This is a genomic window from Nonomuraea sp. NPDC047529 (assembly GCF_040642995.1).
Taxonomy (GTDB): Bacteria; Actinomycetota; Actinomycetes; order Streptosporangiales; family Streptosporangiaceae; genus Nonomuraea.
In genome coordinates this window covers 74,544-98,558 of sequence record NZ_JBEYTJ010000018.1, presented here as the reverse complement: position 1 = coordinate 98,558, position 24,015 = coordinate 74,544, and the positions used below count along the sequence as shown (strand labels likewise).

The 24,015-nt window shown below is 72.1% G+C and carries 21 protein-coding genes; 5 read left to right on the top strand and 16 right to left on the bottom strand.

The window, feature by feature from the left end:
* Nucleotides 1-77: 77 nt before the first annotated feature.
* Nucleotides 78-509 carry a MarR family transcriptional regulator gene (locus ABZ815_RS27005; protein WP_357702565.1) on the top strand — a complete coding sequence of 144 codons (432 nt, stop codon included), beginning with the start codon at nucleotides 78-80 and terminating at the stop codon, nucleotides 507-509.
* Here ABZ815_RS27005 and ABZ815_RS27000 read toward each other — a convergent pair.
* The 12 genes from ABZ815_RS27000 to ABZ815_RS26945 all read right to left on the bottom strand — a co-directional run bounded on the left by ABZ815_RS27000 (nucleotide 506) and on the right by ABZ815_RS26945 (nucleotide 10,735).
* Complete coding sequence (locus ABZ815_RS27000) at nucleotides 506-1,447, bottom strand: hypothetical protein (protein ID WP_357702563.1); 942 nt, start codon at nucleotides 1,445-1,447, stop codon at nucleotides 506-508. The genes ABZ815_RS27005 and ABZ815_RS27000 overlap by 4 nt on opposite strands.
* A complete protein-coding gene (locus ABZ815_RS26995; protein WP_357702561.1) occupies nucleotides 1,444-2,064 on the bottom strand; it encodes a hypothetical protein in 621 nt (206 codons plus the stop codon). The genes ABZ815_RS27000 and ABZ815_RS26995 overlap by 4 nt, the downstream gene beginning before the upstream one ends.
* Nucleotides 2,061-4,781, bottom strand: a complete 2,721-nt coding sequence (locus ABZ815_RS26990) for a BTAD domain-containing putative transcriptional regulator (protein WP_357702559.1) — start codon at nucleotides 4,779-4,781, stop codon at nucleotides 2,061-2,063. The genes ABZ815_RS26995 and ABZ815_RS26990 overlap by 4 nt, the downstream gene beginning before the upstream one ends.
* A gap of 70 nt (nucleotides 4,782-4,851) precedes the next feature.
* Entirely contained in the window at nucleotides 4,852-5,238 is a 387-nt protein-coding gene (locus ABZ815_RS26985; RefSeq protein WP_357702557.1) for a pilus assembly protein TadG-related protein, read from the bottom strand.
* A 20-nt stretch (nucleotides 5,239-5,258) separates the two neighbouring features.
* Nucleotides 5,259-5,654 carry a TadE family protein gene (locus ABZ815_RS26980; RefSeq protein WP_357702555.1) on the bottom strand — a complete coding sequence of 132 codons (396 nt, stop codon included), beginning with the start codon at nucleotides 5,652-5,654 and terminating at the stop codon, nucleotides 5,259-5,261.
* Complete coding sequence (locus ABZ815_RS26975; protein ID WP_357702553.1) at nucleotides 5,651-6,073, bottom strand: TadE/TadG family type IV pilus assembly protein; 423 nt, start codon at nucleotides 6,071-6,073, stop codon at nucleotides 5,651-5,653. The genes ABZ815_RS26980 and ABZ815_RS26975 overlap by 4 nt, the downstream gene beginning before the upstream one ends.
* Nucleotides 6,057-6,287 carry a hypothetical protein gene (locus tag ABZ815_RS26970; RefSeq protein WP_357702551.1) on the bottom strand — a complete coding sequence of 77 codons (231 nt, stop codon included), beginning with the start codon at nucleotides 6,285-6,287 and terminating at the stop codon, nucleotides 6,057-6,059. The genes ABZ815_RS26975 and ABZ815_RS26970 overlap by 17 nt, the downstream gene beginning before the upstream one ends.
* The gene (locus ABZ815_RS26965) at nucleotides 6,287-7,207 is read right to left on the bottom strand and encodes a type II secretion system protein (protein WP_357702549.1); all 921 of its coding nucleotides are present in this window, start codon (nucleotides 7,205-7,207) and stop codon (nucleotides 6,287-6,289) included. The genes ABZ815_RS26970 and ABZ815_RS26965 overlap by 1 nt, the downstream gene beginning before the upstream one ends.
* Nucleotides 7,200-8,048, bottom strand: a complete 849-nt coding sequence (locus tag ABZ815_RS26960) for a type II secretion system F family protein (protein WP_357702547.1) — start codon at nucleotides 8,046-8,048, stop codon at nucleotides 7,200-7,202. Before ABZ815_RS26960 ends, ABZ815_RS26965 begins: the two co-directional genes overlap by 8 nt.
* Nucleotides 8,049-8,050: 2 nt before the next feature.
* On the bottom strand, nucleotides 8,051-9,346 hold the full coding sequence (locus ABZ815_RS26955; protein WP_357702545.1) for an ATPase, T2SS/T4P/T4SS family: 1,296 nt from the start codon (nucleotides 9,344-9,346) through the stop codon (nucleotides 8,051-8,053).
* Entirely contained in the window at nucleotides 9,343-10,059 is a 717-nt protein-coding gene (locus ABZ815_RS26950) for a hypothetical protein (RefSeq protein WP_357702543.1), read from the bottom strand. Before ABZ815_RS26950 ends, ABZ815_RS26955 begins: the two co-directional genes overlap by 4 nt.
* Nucleotide 10,060: 1 nt before the next feature.
* Nucleotides 10,061-10,735 carry a hypothetical protein gene (locus ABZ815_RS26945; protein WP_357702541.1) on the bottom strand — a complete coding sequence of 225 codons (675 nt, stop codon included), beginning with the start codon at nucleotides 10,733-10,735 and terminating at the stop codon, nucleotides 10,061-10,063.
* A 349-nt stretch (nucleotides 10,736-11,084) separates the two neighbouring features.
* On the opposite strand from ABZ815_RS26945, the gene ABZ815_RS26940 reads away from it, so the two are divergent.
* Nucleotides 11,085-15,764 (top strand): FtsK/SpoIIIE domain-containing protein, encoded by a 4,680-nt coding sequence (locus tag ABZ815_RS26940; RefSeq protein ID WP_357702539.1) that lies wholly within the window; start codon nucleotides 11,085-11,087, stop codon nucleotides 15,762-15,764.
* A gap of 30 nt (nucleotides 15,765-15,794) precedes the next feature.
* On the opposite strand, the gene ABZ815_RS26935 is transcribed toward ABZ815_RS26940, so the two are convergent.
* Nucleotides 15,795-16,358 (bottom strand): helix-turn-helix domain-containing protein, encoded by a 564-nt coding sequence (locus tag ABZ815_RS26935; RefSeq protein ID WP_357702537.1) that lies wholly within the window; start codon nucleotides 16,356-16,358, stop codon nucleotides 15,795-15,797.
* A gap of 79 nt (nucleotides 16,359-16,437) precedes the next feature.
* Here ABZ815_RS26935 and ABZ815_RS26930 point away from each other — a divergent pair, with 79 nt between their 5' ends.
* Together ABZ815_RS26930 and eccB are read left to right on the top strand one after the other, a co-directional pair.
* Nucleotides 16,438-18,060: a prolyl oligopeptidase family serine peptidase gene (locus ABZ815_RS26930; protein WP_357702535.1), complete on the top strand. Its 1,623-nt coding sequence runs from the start codon at nucleotides 16,438-16,440 to the stop codon at nucleotides 18,058-18,060.
* Between the two features lie 55 nt (nucleotides 18,061-18,115).
* A complete protein-coding gene (gene eccB, locus ABZ815_RS26925; protein ID WP_357702533.1) occupies nucleotides 18,116-19,519 on the top strand; it encodes a type VII secretion protein EccB in 1,404 nt (467 codons plus the stop codon).
* Nucleotides 19,520-19,625: 106 nt separating this feature from the next.
* Here eccB and ABZ815_RS26920 read toward each other — a convergent pair whose 3' ends face one another.
* Both ABZ815_RS26920 and ABZ815_RS26915 read right to left on the bottom strand, forming a co-directional pair.
* Nucleotides 19,626-20,363: a hypothetical protein gene (locus ABZ815_RS26920; RefSeq protein ID WP_357702531.1), complete on the bottom strand. Its 738-nt coding sequence runs from the start codon at nucleotides 20,361-20,363 to the stop codon at nucleotides 19,626-19,628.
* 13 nt (nucleotides 20,364-20,376) lie between these two features.
* Entirely contained in the window at nucleotides 20,377-21,462 is a 1,086-nt protein-coding gene (locus ABZ815_RS26915) for a hypothetical protein (RefSeq protein ID WP_357702529.1), read from the bottom strand.
* Between the two features lie 130 nt (nucleotides 21,463-21,592).
* Here ABZ815_RS26915 and ABZ815_RS26910 point away from each other — a divergent pair, with 130 nt between their 5' ends.
* Complete coding sequence (locus tag ABZ815_RS26910) at nucleotides 21,593-22,516, top strand: M23 family metallopeptidase (protein ID WP_357702527.1); 924 nt, start codon at nucleotides 21,593-21,595, stop codon at nucleotides 22,514-22,516.
* Between the two features lie 215 nt (nucleotides 22,517-22,731).
* On the opposite strand, the gene ABZ815_RS26905 is transcribed toward ABZ815_RS26910, so the two are convergent.
* Entirely contained in the window at nucleotides 22,732-24,012 is a 1,281-nt protein-coding gene (locus ABZ815_RS26905) for a hypothetical protein (protein ID WP_357702525.1), read from the bottom strand.
* Nucleotides 24,013-24,015 lie beyond the last annotated feature (3 nt).

The window sequence follows — 24,015 nt, the reverse complement described above, 5'->3', positions numbered from 1 at the left end:
ACGACGTTAGTAGGCGTAGGCATTATTTGTGCACGCCGACTATCTGTCGGACGCTCGTATGAGGAGGAGGGTGTCACATGCCTCTAGCCGACGACGCCGTGGAGGCGCGCGCCCAGGGGTGGCGTACCCTCGCCGCGCTGCACGCGAAGATCGAGGACAGGCTGGAGAAGGCGCTGGAGAAGGAGCACGGCCTGAGCGTGAGCGAGTACACCGTGCTCGACGTGCTCGCCCGCCAGGACGGCTGGCACATGCGCATGCAGCAGCTCGCCCGTGCCGTCGTCCTCAGCCAGAGCGCCACGACGCGGCTGGTCACCCGCCTGGAGAAGCGCGGCCTGCTCAAGCGCTACCTGTGCGAGGACGACCGGCGCGGCATCTACTCCGAGGTCACCCCCGACGGCCGCGACCTGCTGACCCGGGCCGGCCCGACGCACGACACGGTGCTGAAGGAGGTGCTGGCCGAGGCGGCCGAGCAGCCCGAGCTGGCCCCGTTGGCCGCGGTGATCGCCTAGGGCTTCACGTTGCTCTGGATCTCGCCGACCGGCACGTCCCGGGTCGCGCCCACCTCGACGGGCGCGAACTGGAACGGCACGGCGTCACCGGTCGTCTCCACCGGCCACGACGTGGTCACGGTGAGCCGGTACGCCTCGCGCGGCTGGTCGATCGAGGCCCGCAGGTAACGTACGCCGCAGGTGAAGGAGGCCCCCTTGGCGTACGCGCGTCCGGCGGCCCCGCAGCCCTCCTCGTGCACCTCGGCCCGGTCCTTCGTGGTGCCCGGGTCGATCTTGATGCTCTTCAGCGTGGCCACGACGGTGACGCTCATGACGCCCGGGATCTCCGCGGTCACCGACCTGCGCCGCTCGCCGAGGCCCTCCACCCAGACCCAGGTGGGCAGGTTGACGAAGCTCTTGGCGTCGGGGCTCAGCTTGATCGTGGGCTCGGGCACGGTCAGGGACGCCCTGGCGATCTCGGCCAGCTCCCGGATCGTGATCCCGGCGGGCGGCGTCGTGCCCGGCGGCACGAACACGAACGGGTCGAGCGCCGCGAAGCAGACCTGGCCCTTCGGGTCGGAGGCGTCGTAGGCCGGGCCCCACCAGCGACCGTCCTTGCCGACCTTGTCCTTGAACTGTTTGAGGAACTCCTGGAACTTCTCCTCGGACGCGTCCTTGGTGTACCGGAACCAGTAGTCGCGCACGGACTCCTGCGACTTCAGCATCTCGGCCCCGGTCATGCCGGGCTCGTACCAGCAGGGGCGTTTGAGGACGTATCCGTCGGTGTTGCCGCCCTTGGCGCCGTTGCCGGAGACGACGATCCGGGAGTTGCGCAGCTCGATCCCTCTGGTCCTGCCGTGCTCGATGGGGCTGCCGGCCGTGTCACCCGGGTCGCCCGGGGCGTCGAGGTGCCCCAGCAGCATCAGGGCCGCGGTGGCCAGCGAGATCACGCGGTTCATCGCGCGCATCCTTCCTGGTCGTAGAAGAGTTCCCGGATCCGCCACACGCCGTCGTCGCCGCGGTGCGCGAGGGCCCTCTGCAGGTAGGGGGCGCGCATGATGGAGGGCTGGGGTGAGACGGCCTCGCCGCTGCTCGCGCTGACCACGCGTACCTTCGACTCATCCACGCAGGTGTCGACCTGCGCGCCCTTGTCCAGGACCTTCGTGACGCGCAGGTCGTACAGCCGGGCGACGCCCTTCACTCTTCTGTCCTCCTCGGTGTACCGGCGTACTCCGTCATACGCCTGGCGCACCGCCTGGAGTTCGAGATCCAGATCCTTCAGGTATCGATCGCTTCCCGAGACCATCACCTTGCGGGAGGCGAGGTACCAGTCGGTGATGACGGTCATGAGCGGATCGCGCCGGTCCGGCCAGTCGATGTCCACCCGCAACTTCCCGCCGCCGACCTCGATCGTCTCGACCCCGGGCGCGCCCGCGGAGGGTCGCGCCGAGCCCTCCGTCGCGGTCGCGGGCGCCGGGGCGCTCCCCGACGGGCCCGGCTGCGGCGTGTACGGCCGCGCCGCCTGCCCGCAGCCCGCCACGACCAGGACGAGCGCGATCACCGACATACGTCTCATGCGGACGACTCCCTCACCACGTGGATGCGCCACGAGGGCAGCAGTTCCTCGATCAACGCCTCGGTCTCCGGGGCCATCCCGCCGCCGTACGGGTGGGAGGCGGCCCGGCGGGTCAGGACCTCGACCACGGCCCGCATGCGGACGGCGTCGCCGGTGGCGTGCGTGGCCCGCAGCAGGTCGCGCCAGAGCCCCTCGTCGTCGGTCGCCAGCAGCAACGCCGCGCGTACGGCCGCCACCGCCGCGTCCGGCTCGTCCTGGGCCAGCCGCAGCTCGCACAGCCGGTGGGCCGCGTCGGCCACGCCGGCCGCCACGTCGTACTCCAGGTCGTCGGCCGCCAGCCAGGCGTACCGGCCGGACGGGCGATTGGCCAGGAGCGGGCCGCGTACCAGGCCGAGCGCCTTCTCCAGCAGGACGGTCCGGGCCGTCGCGTCGTGCTGGGAACGGCGGACCAGCTCGCGGAACAGGGCCCAGTCCGTACGGACTTCCGGGCCGAGCCTGAGCCGTCCGGCCTCGTCGACGTGCAGGTGCTCGGGGCCGAGCCAGTCGGCGACGCGGGCGATCGTGGCGTCCCTGACCATGGTCTGCACGCCGCGCGGCCACAGCACGCCGCCGAGGACGACGGGATGCACGCCGCCGGGATGCGTGGCCAGGTAGACCAGCAGCTCGGTGGCCAGCGCCATGCGGCCCTCTTCGAGCGGCGCGAGCCCCACGATCTGGACGGGCCCGAGCATCTTGATCTCGACGGCGGGCGGGTGCAGGCCCTCCAGCGGCTCCGCCTCGGGATACGCCTCGCCGTCGAGCCGTCCGGCGGTGTGGAAGAGGTCGACCAGCGCCTTGTAGTGGCGGCGCGGCAGGAGCTGGGCCTCGACCTCGAAGCCCAGCTCGGCGATGCGCGCCTTGCCGTCGTCGCCGATCTCCAGCGTCCAGGTGGCGTGCGGGACGTCGCCGGCCAGGACGTACCCGGCGGTGTCCCGGCGGGCCAGCAGCGCCAGGCGGCGGGCCTCCTCGTGGGTGGGGGCCACGGCCGACAGCAGGTAGTGGGCGTCGCGCGGGCTGCCGGAGACGCGTCCGGTGAGCACCTCCCTGCGCGGCGCGGCGGTCGCCTCCAGCTCGGGCAGCACCTCGGCCAGGCTGCCGACGGCCCTGATCCGGTCGGGGGCGATCGCGGTCAGCTCCTCGCCGAACCCGACGAGCGTGATGCGCATACGGTCGGACCAGCGGTTGGTGGCCAGCTCGACGGCGAGCGCGGCCAGCGCCGCGGTGGTCTGCGGGCCGCGTACGTTGATCAGGCCCTGCGCGGCCTCCAGGTCGATCAGCACCCGGCCGCCCGTGTCCGTGCCGATCGAGACCAGTCCCGGGTACGGCGCGCCGCCCGCCTGCTCCTCCAGCAGGCGGCCTTCGTGGGCGGGCAGGCGCCACACCTGGCCGCCGTCCTGGGCCGTCCACGGCTCGGGCGGGTCGTCGTCCGGCGGGTGGATCCACAGGTCGAGCGTGCGCGGGGACAGGTGGGCGCCGTAGACGGTGGGCGGGGTGCGGTGCTGGGCGGCCAGCTCGGCACCGAGCAGCCGCAGCCCGATGTCGAGGATGCGCGCGCCGGGCGCGTCGCCGCCCAGCCTGAGCGCGACCTCGGCCTGGGCGGCGTCGTCGCGCGGCCGGACGATCCTGCGCCCGAACACCCTGCGCCACAACTGCTCCCGCCGCCTCCTGGCCAGCAGGGCCAGCAGCCCGGCGGCGGCCAGCGACGCCCCGGCCAGGTAGTCGATCAGGTCGAGGCTCTGGGCCTCCCTGATGGTGATCTCGGGCTGGTCCTGCCGGACGTCGGGCTTGCGGTGCCTGGCCTGGTCCTTCTCGGTCTTGTCGGCCTTGTCGGCGGTCTTCTTCCCGACGTCGTGCCGGGCGTCGGGCTGGGCGCGCGTGTGGGCCACGCCGGGGTGCTCGCGCAGCGTCTGCTCGCGGGACTGGCCGGCGGGGACGATGTGGGCGTTCCTGGCGTCGTCCGGCATGTCGAGCACCCAGCCGGGCCGGATCAGGTCGGCCATGCGCAGGCGGGTGCCGTCCGGTTGCTCCTTGGCCTGGTTGAGTCGGTAAATTTCGGGATATCGGCGGCCGTCTCCCAGGCACTTCTCCGCGATCTCCCACAGGCTCTCGTGGTGACGCCCGTGCGGGGGCTGCACCACGTACACCTTCTTGGTCTTGTGGGTGTCCAGCGTCCGCTCGACGATCGGCGCGGAGTAGGCGACCGCGGTCACCGGCGGCGCGGCGGGCGGGGCGGCCATCCGCGCGATGGGCGCGATCATCGCCCCGGCGGTGAACAGCAGCAGCACCGCGCCGACGAGCTTGTTGGCCAGCGCCTGCGTGCCGCCCGACAGCGGTACGCGGGCGGGCATCCCGACTCTCCGGACACCGGCGTACACCTCGACCAGCACGCACACGAAAAGCTGGAACCAGGCCAGCCAGACCAGCAGCACCAGCACGGCCTGGATCGTGCTCGGCCCGACCTCGGCGGTGAAGAAGCGCAGGTCGAGCATCTCGGCCGTGACCGGCGGCCCGGCGAACATGAGCAGCGCGTACGGCACCCCGCCCACCAGCGCCACCAGCGCCACCAGCGCCGCGAGCCCGGCGACCACGTCGCCGAACGTCCGCCTGGCCGGGACGCGCGCAGGCGGCCGCCTGGGCTGGTGCCGCCCCGGGGGACGCGTCGGCTCTCGCGTCGGCATCGCCGCTCCCTTCTTCCGTCCAGCGTCCTGCCTCGTGCGTTGCCCCGGCCACCGAGTGGCGGGAATCGGTCTACCTGGCTTCAGGGGCGGCCGTGGCCTCGCCGTTCATCTCCGACCCCGGGAACCCGAGGGCTCCGAGGAAGAACGCCTCCCACCGCACCGAGACGCTGACCGTCACCCGCTCCTGCTCGACCGAGCAGGAGCCGCGCGCCACGCCGTCGCCGCCCTGGGCCGCGACGATCTCGTCGGCCCGGGCGCAGACCTGGCCCTCGCCCAGCAGGGTGACCTGCCCATCGGTGCGCAGCCGGTCGACGTCGATCTGGTCCGCGCCCGCCCGCGCGGCCTGCTCGGCGACGTCGGCGGCGCGCAGCCGGGCGTTGATCGCCGCGCCGCCGTCGACCAGCAGCCCGGCCAGGAGGAACACCACGACGGAGAAGAGCACGGTGAACACCGACATGGACCCCCGCTCCCCCTCCTTCACGGCTCCCGCCTGACGAGCTGCTCAAGGGGCACCACGGCGGTGCCCGTCAACCGCTTGGTGCCGCCGAACCCCAGGAACCCGAGGTCGAGTTCGCAGGCCACTTGCGCCTGCACCTGACCGCCCGCCTCCCAGGTGGACCCGTCCAGGTTCACGGTGGTGCCGCCGCACCTGCCCTCCAGGGCGCTCTTCGCGGTGCTCTCCGCCGCGGCGCCCGCGTCGTCGAAGCCGCGCTGCACGGACGCGGCGCGCGCGGCGTCCCTGGCCGCCCCGTTGACCCGCCCCTGCGTCTCCACCAGCACCCCCGCCTCGACCAGGAACATGAGGAACAGCAGGAAGACGGGGGCGAGCATCACCGTCTCCACGGCCATCGAACCGCGCTCGCCCGGCTTCATCGGCAGTCATCACCGCCGTTGTCGGGGCGGAAGCACTCGATCGGCCCGCCCGCGGTCGCCGTGATCGTGAACTTGAGCGGCGGCAGCAGCGGCACGACCTGCACGGCGCTGCCCGTCACCGTGACGAAGCGCTGGTCGGGGTCCTGCTCGGAGGTGGTGGCCGCGGCGTTCTCCAGCAGACGCGGGCCGACGGCCTTGACGATGTCGGTGGCCTTCGCCGTGGCCGCGCCCTGCCAGTCGCCCGAGTCGAACGGCGCCGACCGGGCCACCCGCGCGCCTTCCCTGGCCGCCGCCTCGGCGATCTCACGACCGTGGAACCAGAGCGCGACCTGCACGACGAGGAGCGCGACCGCGAGGACGACCGGCATCAGCAGCGCCAGCTCGATCACGGTCGCGCCCCGCTCACGAGTTTCCGCCACCACCGCCGCCGCCGCCGAACGTGCCCTCGATCTCGCTGGACTTCTGCTCGACCAGGGTCTTGATCAGCGTGGCCAGCCCGAGCGCGACGCCCGCGATGATGGCCGTGATGATCACCCACTCGACGGCGGAGGCGCCCCTGCTGGGCGCGGTGCGGGCACGCTGGATCCGCACCCCGAGGTAGGCGGTGAGATAGACGATCCAGGGATGGTTCATCAGGCCCCCAACATCTTCATTGCGGCGGGAAAACTGAGGAAGATCACGAAACCGGCGCACAGGAGGAGCTGGGCCACGAGCATCGACTGCGAACGTTCGCCCGCCCGTCCCTCGATCTCGGCCAGTTCGCGCCGGCGCAGGGTGGCGGCCCTGGCGGTGAGCGAGGCGCGTACCTTGGCGCCGTCGTCGGCCACCAGGCCGAGCGCGGCCGACAGGTCGCGCAGCTCGTCGACGTTGATCTCCTCGCCGAGCTGGCCGAGCGCCTGCCACGGGGTGATGCCGACGATCCGGGCGCCGCCCAGCGCGTCGCGGATGCGGCCCATCGCCCAGTTGGGCTGCTCGCCGCTGACCGAGACGGCCATCATCAGCGCCTCGGGCACGCCGCGCCCGCCCGCCAGGTTCATCGAGACCAGATCGAGGAAGGCGCCCACGACGTGCCGGAAGTCGCGTCGCATGGCCGCGGCCTCCTTGCGGATCTGCAGGTCGGGCAGGAAGAAGAAGAGCAGCGCCACGAGCACGGCCGACCAGAACGGGACCGTGAACGACACGCCCCACCCCATGAGCGCCAGCCAGCCGAGCAGGATCGGGAAGGCCAGCAGGCCGCTCGCGGCGAGCAGCACCTTGGTGGCCAGGAACGCCTCGAACGAGCGTCCGAGCAGGGCCAGGTCGGACTTGACCGAGCGGGCCTCCCAGCCGCGGGCGCCGTAGAGGCGGGCCAGGCGGGCGCCGAGACCGCGGCGGAAGGCGCTGACCTCCTCCTCGGGCAGCAGGAGCTGGATGCGCGGGGCGTCGGCGTCCTCGCGCACGGCGTCGAGCGCCAGCAGCCGCGCCACCAGCCCTGGACGGGCCGGGAACAGCGCGCGCAGCAGTACGAACAGGCCGAGGCCGAGCACCGCTCCGGCCAGCACGCCCTCAACCATGGCCGCCTCCTCCCATGAGCAGCCGGGTCGGCTTGTCGAACCTGGCCAGCCGCCGCATCCACGCGAAGCCGGCGCCGAACAGGCCGCCGACGACCACGAGCACGGCCTGGCCGAGGGTGGAGCCGTACTCGCTGACGTAGGCGGGGTTGAACAGGATGAGCAGCCCGGCGAAGACCAGCGCGGTGATCACCACAATCTGCACGCTGCGCCTGGTCGAGCGGCGTTCGGCCTCGACGCGGCGGCGCATGTCGAGCTCTTCGCGGGCCGAGACGGCGAGCGCGCCGAGCACGTCGCGCAGACCGGGGCCGCGCAGCCGGGAGTTGAGGATGAGCGCGGCGATCACCAGGTCGGCCGAGGGGTCGTCGAGCTCGTCGGCGAAGCGGGACAGCGCCTCCGGCAGCGCCATCCTGGTGTGCAGGCGGTCGACCATGGCCCGCAGGTGGGGCCGGAGCGAGGGCGCGGCGGCCCTGATGGAGGACGGGATCGCCTGCTCCAGCCCGGCCGCCCCGGCGATGGTGTCACGCAGCGACTCGGTCCAGGCGGCCAGCCCCTCCAGGCGGCGCATGGCGGCGCGTTCCTCGGCCGCGCCGCCGGACAGCCCGCGCCAGGCGAACACGAGCAGCACCGCGCCCACCGCCAGGACCGGCCAGCCTGTGATCACCAGGACCAGGCCGGCGGCCACCACGGCGACGGCGGTGCGGGTGGTGAGCATCTTGACGAGCGGACGTTTCGGCTGGGACGGGCGGCGGCGCAGGCCGTACAGGGCCAGGAAGAACAGGAAGAGGCCGCCGCCGGCGGCCGCTCCGGCCAGCATCGCGAACGGGTCGAGGTCGAAGGCCATCCTCACCAGCCTCCCGGGTTGTAGCCGTGGGCGATGAGCTCCTCCAGGCACGAGACCGGCGCGTGCGGCACGGCCGTGCCGTCGGGGCCCGGCGCGAACACCTCGCTCGACAGCACGCGGCCGTCGCAGCCGTTGACCTCGCGGATGCTGGAGACGTAGCGGCGCAGGGTGCCGCCGACGTGGTAGTCGTTGCGCTTCTCGATGAAGACGACGAAGTCGATCGCGCCCGCGATGAGCATGTGGGTGGCGTCGATGGGGAGGCGCTCGCCGGCCTGGAGGGCGTAGGTGGCGATGCGGTTGAAGACCTCCATGCTGGAGTTGGCGTGGATCGTCGACAGTGAGCCGTCGTTGCCCTGGGTCATCGCGTTGAGCATGGTGACGATCTCGTCGCCCAGCACCTCGCCGACGATGACGCGGCTGGGGTTCATCCGCAGCGAGCGCCTGACCAGCTCGGCCATGGAGATCTCGCCCTGGCCCTCGGAGTTGGGCAGGCGCTGCTCGAAGGCGACCACGTTGGGGTGGAGCTCGGAGAACTGGTCGAGGCCAAGCTCCAGGGCGCGTTCGACGGTGATCAGGCGCTCGGTGGCCGGGATCTCGTTGGCCAGCGCCCGCAGCAGGGTGGTCTTGCCGGCGTTGGTGGACCCGGCGATCATGAGGTTCTTGCGGGCGGCGACGGCCGCCGTCAGGAACCTCCCGACCTCCGGGCTGATCGTGCCGTTGCCGGTCAGGTCGGACAGGAAGACCTTGCCGAGGCGGGACCGGCGGATCGACACGGCCGGGCGCACGGTGACGTCCATCACCGCGCTCAGCCGGGAGCCGTCGGGCAGCCGCAGGTCGAGCTGGGGATTGGCGGTGTCGAACGGTCTGCTGGACAGCCCCGAGTACGCCGCCAGGATCTGGATCAGCTCGACCAGCTCGTCGTCGGACTCGGCGACCGGGTCGTGCATGATCTCCTGGCCGTCGGCGTAGCTGACGAACACGCGGTCGCAGCCGTTGATGTCGATGTTCTCGACCTCGGGGTCGTCGAGCAGCGGCTGGAGGCGGCCGACGCCGAACAGCGCGGCGTGGATGCCGGCCGCCAGGCCCTCCTCCTCCTCGATGGTGGGCGGCGTGCGGCCGAGGCCGATCTCGTTGCGCGCGTGCTCCTCCAGCACCTGCGAGATCAGCGCCCTGGCGAACTGCCGCTCGTCCTCGCCGGACATCGGCGGGACGCCGCTCGCCTGGTCGATCCGGCGCTGGTGGGCCAGCCGGTCGCCGACCTCCTGGCGGAAGCGTTTGACGAGCGTGTGGTCGATCATCGGTGGCTCACCAGCCTCGCGGCCAGGTCGCGGGCCGTACGGATCAGCAGGGACCGGTCGAGCCGGCCGCCCCACTGGCCGCGCAGCAGCTCCGCGCCCTTGGAATCGTGGGCCAGCCCGTGGACGAACTGGACGATGGGGCCGACGATCCGGCGCACGTCCTCGATGGAGGCCCGGTAGTTGCGCGGGTCGGCGATCACGACGACGCCGTGCGCCTTGGTGATCTGGAGGCGTTCGCGCAGGTGGGCGACGTGGTCGAGGGTGGCTCTGGTGAGCAGGAGCACCTGCTCGGCCTCGGCCAGGAGGTCGGCGATCTGGGGGTGGGAGCCCAGCCGGCCGCAGTCGGCGATCACGTCGGCGTCGGGGATGGCGGCCAGCGACCTGCCCAGCGGGCCCCAGAGCCAGGTGAGCCCGGCCGCCTGCTCGCCGTGCGTCAGCCCGGCCAGCACGTCGAGCCCGCCGATGATCTTCTGCGTGTGCTGGTGGATCTGGGCGGGTTCGAGGCCCCTGCGGGCGGTCGCGCCGAGTGTGAGCAGGCCCTTGCCCGGGTTGAGCACGCCGCCGTCGGCGGCCGGCAGCCGGTAGGCGAGGTCGCCTCCGGCCGGGTCGCACTCGGCCAGCAGCACGGGCCGCGGCCACACCGCCGCGAGGGCCGTGGCCGCGGTGGTCACGCCGGGCGCGCCCTTGTCGGCGGCCAGAACGATCAGCGCCACGTCAGCGCGCTCCCGGAAGCTCGGCCACCGCGATCTCTCCGCTGGAGGCGTAGGCGAGTATTTGTGGCGAGTCGGACGAATCAACGATCACGGTGATCTGCCCGGAATTACCGCCGGTTCTGCTCTTGTCGCCCGTGCTGAACACGAGCGCGCTCTCGGCGAGCACGCGGCTTTGCCCCTGAGCCGTACGGTTCGGCACGTACACCACCTGGACGCGGTCGCCCTGTTCAATTCCGGCGGGCATTTGGCCGGGTTTGAGGGACAGGCCGACGGTGGCCTTCCCCGGGCCGAGCTCGTCGCTGGCCTTGCTGCCCATCCGGTTGGTCAGCAGGGTGCCCGGCAGGATCGTGACCGCCGCGAAGCTCTTGGTCACCTCGCCCCGACGGGACCAGGGGACGTAGTCGACGCCCGTGTCCGAGGCGATCTTCACCTCTTCGAGCATGCCGTCCACGAACTTCTGGCCTGCGCCGACCTGCTGGGTGATCCTGATGGCGGAGACGCGGTCGCCACTGCGCAGGACGAGCAGCGTGGTGGCCAGCGCGCCGCCGAGAATGAGCAGGACGGCCAGCGCGGCGAGGGCCGGCTTGCGTTCGCGTGGGGGCACGGGGAGCTTGCGCGAGGCCGGGCCGGACAACCCCGCCGCGTTGTCGGCGACAGGTTTTTCACTGGTCCTCATGGGTGGGGGGCTCCCATTGTGAAATGCGGAATTCACGCCCATTATGTGGGGCGCCCGGGTGAGGCGTGGGCGGAATGCGAGGACCCATGCTTGTTTCGCAGGTGGCGTGATGTCAACCCGGAACAATCGATGCCTATTATCTCTACCAAGTTGACGAATACCGATTTATCGGCATGGTAGTCACAATTTTGTCTTCGGTCACGCTGGTCCCAGGTTTATCAGAATTGCTCCTGTGTGGGCGGGCGAGTTATCCACAGGAACGCGTTCTCATGCCGTTGGCGTCAACCAGGACGCCTACTCTCGCTTCTGGCGCTACCTTGGCGCCCGAGGTCGAGCGAGGAGACGGCACATGCGGATCATGCTCACCGTGCTCGGCGAGCAGGGCGACCGTGACGTGGTGATCGACGGCGACGACGGCGCCACGGTGGCCGGGGTGACCGAGGCGCTGAGCGGGCGCACGTCCATGGCGAAGGTCGTCCACCTGCCGAGGACACGCGCGCCCTACGGCCTGTCGCCCGAGGCCGAGGCCGAGGCCGAGGTGCGGGGCCGGGTCGAGACGCGCATCCCCCGTCCGCGCGTCCCCGACCGGCTCGACGCCCCCGCCGGCGTGCCCGGTGACTCCGGCGCCCTGCTCTGGCGCGACGGGCGTCCCCTTGATCCGCGTGCCGTGGCGGCGGCCGTCCTGCGCGACGGTGACAAGGTCACGCTCGACCCGCGCCTGGCCCGCGCCACCGTCGTCGAGGAGCCCGGCGGAGTGGCCGAGGTCCGCGTGATCGGCGGCCCGGCGGCGGGCACTGTCCACCGCCTGGGGCTGGGCGTGCACGTCATCGGGTCCGACCCGACGTGCGCGATGGCGGTCGCCGACCCCCTCCTGGCCGCCGAGGCCGTCGCCGTGCGCGTGACGCCCGACGCGATCACCGTCGAGCGGGCGTCCAGACAGGGCCCCGGGCAGACCTCCAGGCTCAAGCTCAAGGGGCGGTGGGCCGAGGAGGTCGCCGAGCTGACCGCGCGGGTCGCCGAGCGGGAGGCGGCCGAGCTCGCCGCCGAACAGGGCGAGACTCCCGAGCTCGACGGCAGGGCGCTCGCCGAGCCCGCCGAGTGGCCCGACCAGGCGGTCCTGACCTGCGGATCGTCGGTGTTCGTGCTGACCTCGATCGAGCCGAAGGACGCCCACCTCGCCCCCAGGAGCGAGGGCGGCCTCGCCTACAACCGGCCGCCCAGGCTGCGCCGTCCGGAGCCCGCGCGCAAGTTCGTCAAGCCCAAGGAGCCGACCAGGGCCGAGGGCATGCGGCTGCAGTTGCTGGCCGCCCTCCTGCCCGCCGTGCTCGGCGTGACGCTGGCCTTCGCCCTGCGCGCCCCCTACTACCTGCTCGTCGCCCTGATGACGCCGATCATCATGATCGGCCAGTGGGTCAGCGACCGCCGCCACGGCAGGAAGAAGCACAAGCAGGCGCTCAAGGAGTTCGGCGAACGGGTCCGGGCCTACGACGAGGAGGTCGAGCAGGCCAGGGTCGCCGACGAGGCCGCGCGCCGGTCCGACGCGCCCGACCCGGCCCAGGTCCTGCTCACCGCCACCGGGCCGCGCAGGCGGCTGTGGGAGCGCAGGATCCACGACGCCGACTCGTTGCGGCTGCGCGTCGGCCTCGCCGACCTGCCCGCCAACCTCGACCTGTCGGAGGAGCAGGGCGGCCCCATCGACCCGCCGCTCTGCCGGGCCGTGCCGGTCGCGCTGGCCATGCGCCGGCTCGGCGTCGCGGGCGTCACCGGCCCCCGTGAGGCCGCGACCAGCCTGGCCGGCTGGCTGATCGCCCAGGCCGCCACCCTGCACAGCCCGCGCGACCTGGCCATCGTGGTCGTGTCCGCGCGCGCCGACGGCGAACGCCGCTGGGGCTGGACACGCTGGCTGCCGCACTGCGCCCCGCGTTCCGGCGACGACTGCGTGGCCCTGGTCGGCACCGACCCGGAGTCGGCCGCCCGCCGCGTCGCCGAGCTGGCCGCGCTCATCGACGAACGCCAGAACACCGCCATCCCCGAGTTCGGCAAGATCCCCACAGGCTGGGACGATCTGGGCGGTCCCGAGAAGCCCAGCTTCTCCTCCTACGACGTGCGTCCCCATGACGTGCTGGTGATCCTCGACGGCGCCCAGATCCTGCGCGGCCTGCCCAACATGCCCCAGGTCCTGCGGCAGGGCCCCCGTACCGGGGTGTTCACCCTGGCCATCGACGACGACCAGCGGCTGCTGCCCGAGGAGTGCCAGACGGTGGCGGCGTGCGGCTCCGACGGCCTCGTCCGCCTGCTCGGCGGGGGTCTCGACGTGATCGGGCCGGTGCTGGGCGACCTGGTCTCGTCCGCCTGGTGCGACCGGCTGGCCAGGGCCCTGTCCCCGATCCGTGACGTGAGCAGGGACGATCCGGCGGGCAACCTGCCCGGAGCCGTGCGCCTGCTCGACCTGATGGGCATGCCCGAGCCCGCCGGCAAGGAGCTGGCGAGCCGGTGGCGGGCCCACGGCACGACCCAGGCGCTGATCGGCGTCGGCCCCGACGGCCCGTTCTCGGTCGACCTCAAGTTCGACGGCCCCCACGGGCTGATCGCCGGCACCACCGGCGCGGGCAAGTCCGAGCTGCTGCAGACCCTGATCTGCTCGCTGGCGGTGGCCAACCGGCCCGACCAGCTCACGTTCGTGCTGATCGACTACAAGGGCGGGGCCGCCTTCAAGGAGTGCGTACGCCTGCCGCACACGGTCGGCATGGTCAGCGACCTCGACGGGCACCTGACCCAGCGGGCTCTCGACTCGCTGGCGGCCGAGATCCGGCGCAGGGAGCACCTGCTGCTGGCGGCGGGCGCGAAGGACATCGACGACTACGCCGGCGAGGCGCCCCTGCCGCGCCTGGTGCTGATCATCGACGAGTTCGCCGCGCTGGTGGCCGAGCTGCCCGACTTCGTGGCCGGCCTGGTGGACATCGCGCGGCGCGGCCGTTCGCTGGGCATCCACCTGATCCTGGCCACCCAGCGGCCGGCCGGCGTGGTCACGGCCGACATCCAGGCCAACACGTCGCTGCGGATCGCGCTGCGGGTGACCGAGCCGGCCGAGTCCACCGACGTCATCGACCTTCCCGACGCGGCCGCGATCTCCAAGTCCACCCCTGGGCGGTGTTACGTGCGGTCGGGGGCGGGGGCGGCGGTCGCCGTCCAGACGGCCCGGGTCGGCGGGCGCAGCCCCGCCCGCACGCCGTCCGCCGGTGGCCCGGCCCGGCGCGTGCGCGTGCTGGAGGTCGACTGGCGTTCGCTCGGCAGGGCCCTGCCGCCGCCTCCGGAGCCGGAGGAGGAGTCGGCGGGCACCGACCTCGGGCTGGTGGCCGACGCGCTCATCGAGGCCGGCCGGTTGGCGGGCGTCCCGGCCCAGCCGAGCCCGTGGCTGGACCCTCTGCCCACCCAGCTGGTCCTCGACCTGCCCCCCACCGGCCCGCCGCCGCTCGGCGAGCCCATGTCACCGGAAGGCGCGGCCGAGGGGTTCTCCGAGGTGGGGGCGTTGGCGTTCGGGGTGACCGATCGTCCGTGGCGGCAGGATCGGTGCCCGCTGGCGCTCGACCTGGCCAACGGGGGCCATCTGCTGATCGCGGGCGCCCCCCGCAGCGGCCGTTCGACGGCGTTGCGCACGATCGCGGGCGCGATCGCGGCCCGGACGTCGCCCGCCGACGTGCACGTCCATGCCATCGACTGCGGCTCGGGCGCGCTGCTGCCCGTCATGGCGATGCCTCACTGCGGGGCCGTCGTCACCCGCGACCAGATCGAACGGGTCGAGCGCCTGCTCGGCCGCCTGCGCGCCGAGGTGGGCCGCCGCCAGCAGCTCCTGGCCGAGGCGGGCCACGCCTCGCTGGCCGAATACCGCCAGGCCGGGCACCGCCTGCCCTGGCTGGTGCTCATGCTCGACCGCTGGGAGGGCTTCGTCGCCGCGTTCGAGAGCTACGACTACGGGCGTCTGATCGAAGCCCTGCTCCAGCTCCTGCGCGAGGGCCCGGCGGTGGGGTTGCGGGCGGTGGTCACCAGCGACCGGTCGGGCCTGCTCGGCCAGGTCTCGACGGTCTTCGACGACCGCCTTCTCCTGCGTCTGGCCGACCCGTCCGACTACGGCTTGGCCGGTTTCCCGCTCAAGGGCCTGCCCGCGTCCATGCCTCCGGGACGCGCCCTGTCGCTGGGCGAGCACGGCATCACCGAACACCACATCGCCCTCCTGTCCGCCGATCCCGCGGGCCCGGCCCAGGTCGCCGCCCTCCAGGCCCTGGCCCGCTCCGCGAGCCCGCAGTCCGCGGGGCTCGACGGCCGAGGCCGGGAGGGCGAGCGGCCGCTGCGCGTCGACGCGCTCCCGATGCGGATCACCGCCTCCCAGACGATGGACCTCGATCCCGCGTTCACGCCGCCGTCACCGCTGTGGGCGCTGGTCGGCGCGGGTGGGGACGCGCTCACCCCGCTCGGTTTCGACCTGCTGGCCCACGGACCGGGCGCGGTGGTCGCGGGGCCGTCGCGTTCGGGGCGGTCGTCCGTGCTGGTCACGGCCGCGCGGTCGCTCGTCGCCGCGGGCACGCCGGTCATCGCCGTCGCGCCCAGGCGGAGCCCGCTGCGCGAGCTGGCGGACGCCGTGGCCGTGCTCGACGGGAACGCCACGAACCTGCCCGAACTGGTCGCAGACCTGAGCCAGTACGTCGTGGTGGTGGACGACGCCGAGCTGGTCAACCCGGACTCACCGCTGGGAACCGCCTTGGAGGAGGTCCTGCGCTCCGGCCGGGACGGCGATCACGGCCTGCTGATCGCCGGTGCCACCGGTGATCTGGCGGTCGTCTACCGCGGGTTCGTGGCCGAGACCCGCAAGTCCCGTACGGGGGTGCTCCTGTCGGTCCAGGGCCCGACCGACGGCGACCTGTTCGGCATCCGGCTGCCCCGCGGGGCCGGCGGCGGTCCTCCGGGGCGCGGCCTCCTGGTCACCACCGGCAACGTCACCCCTGTCCAGACGGCCCTCCCCGACACCTCCTGACCACTGCCCACTTCCGGGCCGCGCCGGGGGTCAGTCCTCGTCCGCCGGGAGGGTGTACATGCGGACGTACAGCGGGCGGGCGTCGGGTGGGGCTTCGTCCGCCGGGTGGCTGTATTTCAGGAGCAGGGCCACGTAGGCGTCGTGGAACTCCCTCAGCTCGTCCTTGGTCATGCGGGCGAGCCCTCGGGAGCCCTTGACCCAGTCGGGGTCGGCCTGGAAGGCGGCGGGGAGGCGGTCCAGCAGGGCGCGGTCCTCCTCCAGCCCGATCCTGTGGAACTCGATCAGGACGGCCTGCTCCTCCGGCCCGAGTTCGCCCGGATCGGGGAGGCGGATGTCCCTGGGGAGCTGGGCGCGGCGCCACCAGCGTTCGCGGCCGGAGGAGCGTTCGGGGATCTCCTCGATGAAGCCGTACTTCTCCAGTTGGCGCAGGTGGTAGCTGGTGGTGCCGGTCTTCGCGCCGAGCAGTTCGCCGAGGGTGGTGGAGGTGGCGGGGCCGTGGATGTTCAGGTGGGTCAGCATGCGGCGGCGCATGGGATGGGCCAGTGCCTTGAGCCGGTCGGGGTCGTGGAGCACCAGGGGCTCGTCATCCTTCATGAGGAGCAGGCTAGTCCTTGAGAACGATATCTGCAGACATCTCTTTGCCGAGAACTCTCTGCAGACTAACGTCGGCGGTATGCGGAGAATTCTTACGGCCGCCGCCGCGGTCTTCCTCAGTGCCGTCGCCGGTGTCCTGTTATGGCTGAACACGCCCGGACTGGCTCGGGCCGCCGCCGTTGACCTCGTCCCCAAGGCCGGGACGGCCGTCGCCGGGCGGACCGTGGGAGCCGGATCGGTCCTGGTCGATCGTGCGGGGCCGGCGGTGCCCGGTGACCTGGCGGTCCACGACGTGAGCTTTCGCGGCAGCGGTGGGCTGGAGCTGCGCGGCAGCGTGATCAGCCCGTCCGGCAGCGGCGCGACGTCCCCGCCCCAGGGCACGGGCGGGCAGGCGGGTCGGAGCGGCACCGGCACGGGCGGGCGGGCCGGGGTCGTGCTCGTGCATGGCGCGGGGACGGGCACGCCCCGGGAGAAGCTGCTGGGCGAGGCCGTCGCCTTCGCCCGGCAGGGCCTGTCGGTCCTGGTCTACGACAAGCGCTCGGAGGGGTACTCGCTGTTCCAGCGGTCGTACGAGCAGCTCTCCGAGGACGCACTCGGCGCGGTCGCGACCCTGCGGAAGGAACCGGGGGTCGATCCCGGCAAGGTCGGCATCTGGGGGCTCAGCGAAGGCGGGTGGGTCGCGCCGCTGGCCGCCTCGAAGTCCAAGGAGATCGCGTTCGTGGTGGTGGTCGGGGCCAACGCGCTGCAGCCGTTGCGGCAGCAGACGTGGGCCGTGGCGGCCGGGTTGCGCAAGGCGGGGGTCGCCGGGTCGCTGGTCGATCAGGCCGAGCCGAAGCTGTACCGGGCGATCGCGGACGGCGGCATGTTCCCGGAGCCCTACTACGACTCCGTGGCGGTCCTGGCCCGCCTGCGGCAGCCGGTGCTGGCGATCTGGGGGGTGCACGACCTGCTGACCCCGCCCCGGGAGACGCCGCCCGTGTTCCGCGCGGCGTCGGAGAAGGGGGGCAACAGGCGGTATACGTTCCGGTTCTTCGAGGGGGCCGATCACGCGGCGCACCTGACCCCGGACGGCGGCGTCACGCGGTCGCCCGAGCTCGCTCCCGGCTACGCCGAGCTGGTGGGGAGCTGGGTGGCGAAGGCGGTCTCGGGGCGGGCTCCGGTCGCGGAGGTGTCGGGGCCGGCGCCCGTCCAGGCGAGCGACTCCGTCGGGGTGCCGCCTCCCGCGTGGTGGGAGTCGGCCTTCACGCAGTCGGTGGCGCTGGCGCTGTTCCTCGTGGGGTTCGCCGGGTATCCGCTGGTCGCCGTGGTCCGCAGGATCCGGAGGCGCGGCGGCGACCCGGCGCACGGCACACCTGGGCAGAGACGCGGCGTGGGGTACGGCGCACCTGGGAGGGGTCTGGGGGCGGCTCGGGTGGTCAGTGCCGGTGGGCCGGCGGCGGCGCTCGGCGGGTTCGCGTACCTGTTCTACCTGATCTCGACCGGCGGGAAACTGGCCGCGCCGGGGCCGATGATCCTCGGCAGGCCGCTCCTCTGGCTGGCGCTCCAGGCCCTGGCGGTGGCCACCGTCGTGGCGACGGTGCTCGCCGCGCGCAGGTGGCGGCAGGAGCGCGCGACCGGCGAGCGGGTACGCCTGGGCCTGCTCGTCGCGGCGGGCGTGGCCTTCGTTCCGTGGGCGTTCTATTGGGGTTTGCTGCTTCCGTAGGGGTTCATGACACAAGAGCGTTCTATGCTGATCCCTGCGATACGGGAGAGGTGAGATGCAGACCCGGAAGGACCTCTACCAGGCTCATCGGCTGATGCAGCAGCGCCTGGGCATGGCGTTGCTGCAGGCTGAGCCCGATGTGCCGGAGACGCCCATGCGGCGGCACAACGTGGCGATGTTCTGCGGCGTGCTCGTCGGCGTGCTCATCGCGGCGGTGTTCGGGATCTGGGGGCTGCTCAAGCCGGGCGGGGCGACGAACCTGACCGAGGCCGGGCAGCTCCTGGTCGAGGAGGAGACAGGCGCCACCTACGTCTACAGCCAGGAGCAGGCGCGGCTGCTGCCGACCGCCAACTACGTCTCGGCGCTGCTGCTGCTCGACGCGACCGACTTCAAGGTGCGCAACGTCTCCGCCGCCTCGCTGGCGACGCTGCCACGCGGGCCGCTGGTGGGCATCGCGGGGGCGCCGGACAGCCTTCCCGCCCGCGAGAAGCTGATCAAGGGCCCGTGGTCGGCCTGCGTGACCGAGCCGACCCAGGCGGGGGTGCGGGGACCGTACGTCACGCTGGTGGGCGGCCAGGACGTCGGCGGCACACCCGTGGGCGGCGACGCGCTGGTCGTCACGGACGGCCAGCAGGGCTGGGTGATCTGGAACGACCACCGTATGAAGGTGTCCGACACCGGCGTGCGCGCGCTCAACGCGCATCCCAGAAAAGTGCCCTCGACCTGGATCAACGCCATTCCCCCCGGCCCCGACCTCATGCCGCCGGGGATCACCGGCCTGGGCCGGCGCGCCGTCGCCCCCGCGGGCGGGAAGGGCGCGGTCGGTCAGGTCTACACCGTGAAGGGCATGGGCGGGGCCCCCGACCGCTGGTACGTGCTGCTCGCCGACGGGCTCGCCCCCGTCAACCTCACCCAGGCCACGCTGCTGCTCGCCGACCCCAGGACCAAGACCGCGTACGGCAGGCGCGCCGCCGTCCCGATCGAGATCGACGCGGCCACCGCGAACGGCAGGACCTCCCGCCAGAACCTCACGGTCGGCGGCCTGCCGACGAGCCTGCCGAAGACGATCACCTCCGCCGCGGCGCTGTGCGCGGTGTACGCCGACACCCAGAACGGCTCGGCGCAGGCGAAGATCACGGTCGGCGCGACGATGGCCATCCCCGTGCCCACCGCCCGGGGCGACCAGGAGCACTTCGACCAGGTGCTGCTGCCCGCCGGAGGGGCCGCGCTGGGCGGCCTGCTGCCGGGTGACGGCCAGAAGGCGTTCGTCCAGACCTACTTCCTGCTCACCGACCAGGGCAGGAAGTTCCCGCTGCAGTCCGGGGACCAGATCAACAAGCTGGGGTACGGCGCCGAGGACGTCGCGCCGGTCCCCTACAACCTCGTCCACCTGATCCCGGAGGGCCCGGCGCTCGACCCGACGGCGGCGCGCTCGCCGGTACAGGTGACGGCCCAGTAAGACGGCCCAGTAAGCACACCCCGGCCCGGCGGCGCGCACAGGCGGCCGGGCACTCCGGCCGGGCGCCCGGCGGCGCGCATGGGCCGCCGGGCGGGATGAGCAGGGGCTAGATGAGGCCGCCGCCCAGGTTCATGCTCGGCATTCCGCCGTTCTTCCGCTGAAGAGTGCCGACACTGTCGCTCCCCCTGTCGACGTACTCCAGGTCGCTGGGGGCGAAGTCGGCCTTGGGACGGCCCTTGTCGATGGACTGGGTCATCATGGCGCACATGCCGTTCACGGTGGCCAGGATGCCGGCGAGCATCGCGGCGGACTTGACGTTCTTGCCGACGACGCCTCTGAGGATCTGGCCGAGCGCGATCAGCATGCCGTTGATCTGTCCCCGCAGCACCACCGCGGCGAAGACGGGGACGATGAAGGTCATCCACTTCGCCACGGCGAGGGCCGTCGTGATGGTGGCCGCCAGGCAGGCGACGTAGACGGCGTAGTGGTAGAGCGTGCCGATCGTGTCCATGCCGCCGGAGACGCTCTTGAAGTAGGTCGACGACGCCTCCACCTGCTTGGCGAAGGCGTGCGCGGAGTCCTTGAACACCTCCCAGGCCGGCCCCGTCCAGTACTCCTTGGTGGCGATCTCCTCGGAGAGCTTGGCGACGTCCCTGGCCACGGCCTCGAAGTCCATCGAGGCCCAGTCCTTGGCCGCCTTCATCAGGGTTTCGGGGTGCGAGACGAGGGAGATGACCAACATCGCGACGTTCCTGGCCACCGGATACTCGAAGAGCACCGCCGCGTTCGCGCTCGTCACACCGGCCGCGGCGAGGATGAGATAACGATCCGCTTCGTATGCCATGTCGTTTCCCTTCTCACTCGCCGAGGACCGGCGGTGCGATGTCCATGTCGTCGAGCCAGTCGTTCTCGTCGCCGCGTACGTACTCCGCCTTGTCCCGATCGCGGTTCTGCTCGTTGCCGGCCGCGCCGCCCGACATGGGCATGAAGGGCATGCCCGACATGCCGCCCGCGCCCGCGCCGGCGCCGCGCAGGCCGCCCGCGCCGGCGCCTGCCCCCGCCGTGGTCCCGCCGCCCGCGGAGCCGCTTCCGTAGCCGCCGGACGTGGGGTAGTCGGTCGGGATACCGGTCATGTTGCCGGTGCTGGGGATGGCGGAGTTCAAACCGGTGGGGTCGAACCCGGACAGCTTGGTCGCCGAGGGGTCCGGGACGGTGTTCTTGAGGTCCGGGACGCCGGTGTTGTGGTTGAGCTGGTCCTCGATGGACGGCGTCTTGGGGAGGTTCGCGTTCACCGCGTTGGGGTCGGGCAGGTTGGAGTTGGGCAGGTTGGAGTTCGGGAGGTTCTGGTCGGGCAGCTTGTTGTCCGGCAGCTTCTGGTCAGGAAGCTTCTGGTCGGGGAACTTGTCGTCCGGCAGCTTCTGGTCGGGGAACTTCTGGTCGGGCAGCTTGTTGTCCGGCAACTTGTCGTCCGGAAGCTTGTTGTCCGGCATGTCCATCTTCGGCATACCGCCACCGCCACCCAGATTGGTGTCGATGGGGCCGGGACCGCCCGGACCGCCGGGGCCGCCGGGACCGTCGTCGCCGATCTCGTTGATCAGGCCGTCGTTGTCCTTGTCGGCCTTCTCGTAGTTCTTCTCGAGCTTCTCCAGCGCGGTCTTGTAGTCCTTCAGGACGGTCCTCGCCATGGCGACCGTGCCGCTCGCGCCATCCTTGATCTGCTCGTGGGCGTACGAGAGGCCGAGACCGACAATGCCGAACCCGGGGGATTCGATGGTGATCCCCTTCGTGTTCGTCTCGATCTTGCCCATGTTGGGTTCCTGGTCGGCGATGTCGCTGCCCAGCTTGCTGATCTTCTTGTCGGTGAACCGGATCGTGACGCCGCCGCCGAGGGCACTCGCCGAGGATTGCCCCAGGTTAGGGGCGGAGTTCTCCCCTGCGCCCATCTGACCCTCCCTGTCCGAAAACTGCGTTTTGCACAGTCCTGGCTACAATATCGACAAATATCGACTTTTAGCGTGAACACTTTGCGAATGATCTAGACTCGCCGTCGATCAGGATGGCAGCCTTTCCCATATGCGGATCAAGACCCTGATTGTGGGCGTGTGCGGCATCGCCGCGCTGCCCTTCGCCGGCACGAGCGCCGCCAGCGCCAGCGCTGCCGTCGTCCACCAGCTTCCTTTCCCGTGCGGTGAGACCTGGACCGGCGACAGCAACGACAGCAGCGCGCACACCGCCGGCTACGAGATCGACTTCAACGGCAGGTACAACGACGGAAACGCCGACCTCGGCCGTACCGTGGTGGCCTCGGCGGCCGGCAAGGTGATCATGTCGGAGTACCGGACCACCGACGGCTTCGGCAACGTGGTCAAGATCCGGCACGCCGACGGCAGCGTCTCGTTGTACGCCCACATGAAGTCGCGGGCGGTCTCCGCGGGCGCGAACGTCGCCCAGGGCCAGCAGATCGGTCAGGTCGGCAACACCTCGGCCAAGTACAAGGGCATCATCGCCCACCTGCACTACGAGCAGCGCACGTCGTCCGGCTCGATCGTGGCGGCCAAGTTCAACGGCTCCACCTTCGGCTACAGCCACCAGACGCTGACGTCGAAGAACTGCGGCGGCGGCGGCGGCACGCCCGCCCCCGGCAACCCGGGCAAGCCCACCGGCGGCGGCAGCGGCAACCCGTACTCGGCCGAGCAGGTCTGCGGCGCCGGCTTCAAGCAGATCGACTCCGCGCCGCTCGGCAGCCAGGGTCGCGTCGTGCTGCTGTACTCGGCCTCCACTGGCCAGAACTGCGTCACCACGCTGCGCAACAGCGGCTCCGGCAAGGCGGCCGTGCGGGCCTACCTGGAGGTCAAGGGCAAGGCCCGGACCACCGACGCGGGCAGCTACCAGTACTACGCCGGTCCGGTCCGGGCCAAGGCGTCGCGTACCTGCGTCAAGTGGGGCGGCGCGGTCGGTTCGGCCGCGTACGACAGCCCCTTCGAGCACTGCGGCTGACGCGACCGCACGTCCGTGATCGGGGTGGCGCCTCCGGGCGCCACCCCGATCAGCGCGGGCGGCCCGGTCACGAGGGCTGAGCCGGAAACGTGGTGCGGTGGCTCCGGGGGCCGGAGCCGGGCACGCACGCAGAGCAAGCCGGTCGCCGGGTGCGGGCCGGAGGTGTGGTGCGGTGGCTCCGGGGGGTGGAGCCGGGTGAGGGGGCAGGGTGGGCCTCAGGCGAGGGTGCTCGGCGTGGTGCCTTCCGGGCCGCCCCACACGTCGTCGTCCTCGGCGAGCCAGGTCGTGTTCTCGTCGGTGTGCTTCTCGCCGCCCTCGCCGCCGCGAGCGGGCGCGCCGCCCATCATGCCCGGGGCGACGAAGCCCGAGCCGCCGTTCACACCGCGCATGGCGGCGGCGTTGACCGCGACGCCCCCCTGCCCCGTCCCCATGCCGCCCGCGCCGGACCCCGTTCCCGAGCCGTAGGGCGAGCCGCCGGTCGTGGACGTGGACGTGGGGTAGCCGCTGTTGTTCATGCCGGACAACGACGGGTCGTACCCGGCCAGCTTGGTGGTCCCGTCGTTCGACCCCGGGGGCAGGGAGGTGGACAGGTTGGGCGACGTCCCGTTGGGCGCGGAGCCCAGCGAGGAGCCGTTCAGAGCCGAGGAGTCGGCGCCACCGTACGGGTTGTCCCCGCCGTCGTAGCCCGGGACGCCGCCGACGTTCGCGCCGGAGCCGCTGGTGCCGTCGGGGTACTGAACCGTCGGATAGGTCCCCGTTCCGCCGTCGCCGGGCAGCTTGCCGTCGACGTACCCGGGCCCGCCGGGCACCGCGTTCGGGCCGAACGAGGCCGTGGGGTACTTGTCCGGGAGGCCGTCGCCGTTCAGGTCCGGACCGGGCACGCCACCGCCGCCGTTGTTGAAGTCCGGCAGCTCGGGGACGCTCGGGTCGGGCAGCGCGGTCTGGATCTCGGCGGGCAGCTGCTTGTAGTGCTCGACGATGCGCTCGTTGACCTTCTTGAGGTGCTCGACGGCCCGCTTGTCCCCCCGGTAGAGCCGGTAGAACGGCACCCGTCCGGCCCAGTCCACGTCGCGGTCCGTGCGCGAGTCGTGGTCCATCGACTCGACCACGTTGGCCTGCGCCCAGTGCAGCGTCTCGCCGTACCCCTGGAGGGGCCGGCCCATCTCGCCGAGCTTCCTGGCCAGCTCGCGCACGCTGGCGTGCAGCGTCTGGAGCTGCTTCTGCGTCTCGACGGCGGCCGGGCCCGTGTAGTTCTTGGCCAGCTCGGCCGCCTTGGTCTTCAGATCGCCGGCGAACCCGTTCAGCAACGCCTCGGCGTGCGAGTAGTAGAGACCGGCCAGCTTCACCGAACCCGGGTCGGTGGCGTCGATCCAGTCCCTGACCTTCGAGAGCGTGTCGGTGAACATGCTGCCCATGAACGACACGTCCGGGGTGGAGGTGTCGACGGGACCGGTGTTGTAGACGAGCTTGAACGTCTGCTTCCTGGGCTCGGCCATGGC

Excerpts from the sequence above, each read along its gene's own strand:
- ABZ815_RS26985 (WP_357702557.1), bottom strand. The coding sequence starts at position 5,238 with ATGTCGGTGTTCACCGTGCTCTTCTCCGTCGTGGTGTTCCTCCTGGCC.
- ABZ815_RS26935 (WP_357702537.1), bottom strand. The coding sequence starts at position 16,358 with ATGAAGGATGACGAGCCCCTGGTGCTCCACGACCCCGACCGGCTCAAG.
- ABZ815_RS26910 (WP_357702527.1), top strand. The coding sequence starts at position 21,593 with ATGCGGATCAAGACCCTGATTGTGGGCGTGTGCGGCATCGCCGCGCTG.
- ABZ815_RS26970 (WP_357702551.1), bottom strand. The coding sequence starts at position 6,287 with ATGAACCATCCCTGGATCGTCTATCTCACCGCCTACCTCGGGGTGCGG.
- ABZ815_RS27000 (WP_357702563.1), bottom strand. The coding sequence starts at position 1,447 with ATGAACCGCGTGATCTCGCTGGCCACCGCGGCCCTGATGCTGCTGGGG.
- ABZ815_RS26995 (WP_357702561.1), bottom strand. The coding sequence starts at position 2,064 with ATGAGACGTATGTCGGTGATCGCGCTCGTCCTGGTCGTGGCGGGCTGC.
- ABZ815_RS26920 (WP_357702531.1), bottom strand. The coding sequence starts at position 20,363 with ATGGCATACGAAGCGGATCGTTATCTCATCCTCGCCGCGGCCGGTGTG.
- ABZ815_RS26915 (WP_357702529.1), bottom strand. The coding sequence starts at position 21,462 with ATGGGCGCAGGGGAGAACTCCGCCCCTAACCTGGGGCAATCCTCGGCG.
- eccB (WP_357702533.1), top strand. The coding sequence starts at position 18,116 with ATGCAGACCCGGAAGGACCTCTACCAGGCTCATCGGCTGATGCAGCAG.
- ABZ815_RS26990 (WP_357702559.1), bottom strand. The coding sequence starts at position 4,781 with ATGCCGACGCGAGAGCCGACGCGTCCCCCGGGGCGGCACCAGCCCAGG.
- ABZ815_RS26940 (WP_357702539.1), top strand. The coding sequence starts at position 11,085 with ATGCGGATCATGCTCACCGTGCTCGGCGAGCAGGGCGACCGTGACGTG.
- ABZ815_RS27005 (WP_357702565.1), top strand. The coding sequence starts at position 78 with ATGCCTCTAGCCGACGACGCCGTGGAGGCGCGCGCCCAGGGGTGGCGT.
- ABZ815_RS26960 (WP_357702547.1), bottom strand. The coding sequence starts at position 8,048 with ATGGCCTTCGACCTCGACCCGTTCGCGATGCTGGCCGGAGCGGCCGCC.
- ABZ815_RS26965 (WP_357702549.1), bottom strand. The coding sequence starts at position 7,207 with ATGGTTGAGGGCGTGCTGGCCGGAGCGGTGCTCGGCCTCGGCCTGTTC.
- ABZ815_RS26955 (WP_357702545.1), bottom strand. The coding sequence starts at position 9,346 with ATGATCGACCACACGCTCGTCAAACGCTTCCGCCAGGAGGTCGGCGAC.
- ABZ815_RS26930 (WP_357702535.1), top strand. The coding sequence starts at position 16,438 with ATGCGGAGAATTCTTACGGCCGCCGCCGCGGTCTTCCTCAGTGCCGTC.
- ABZ815_RS26945 (WP_357702541.1), bottom strand. The coding sequence starts at position 10,735 with ATGAGGACCAGTGAAAAACCTGTCGCCGACAACGCGGCGGGGTTGTCC.
- ABZ815_RS26980 (WP_357702555.1), bottom strand. The coding sequence starts at position 5,654 with ATGAAGCCGGGCGAGCGCGGTTCGATGGCCGTGGAGACGGTGATGCTC.
- ABZ815_RS26905 (WP_357702525.1), bottom strand. The coding sequence starts at position 24,012 with ATGGCCGAGCCCAGGAAGCAGACGTTCAAGCTCGTCTACAACACCGGT.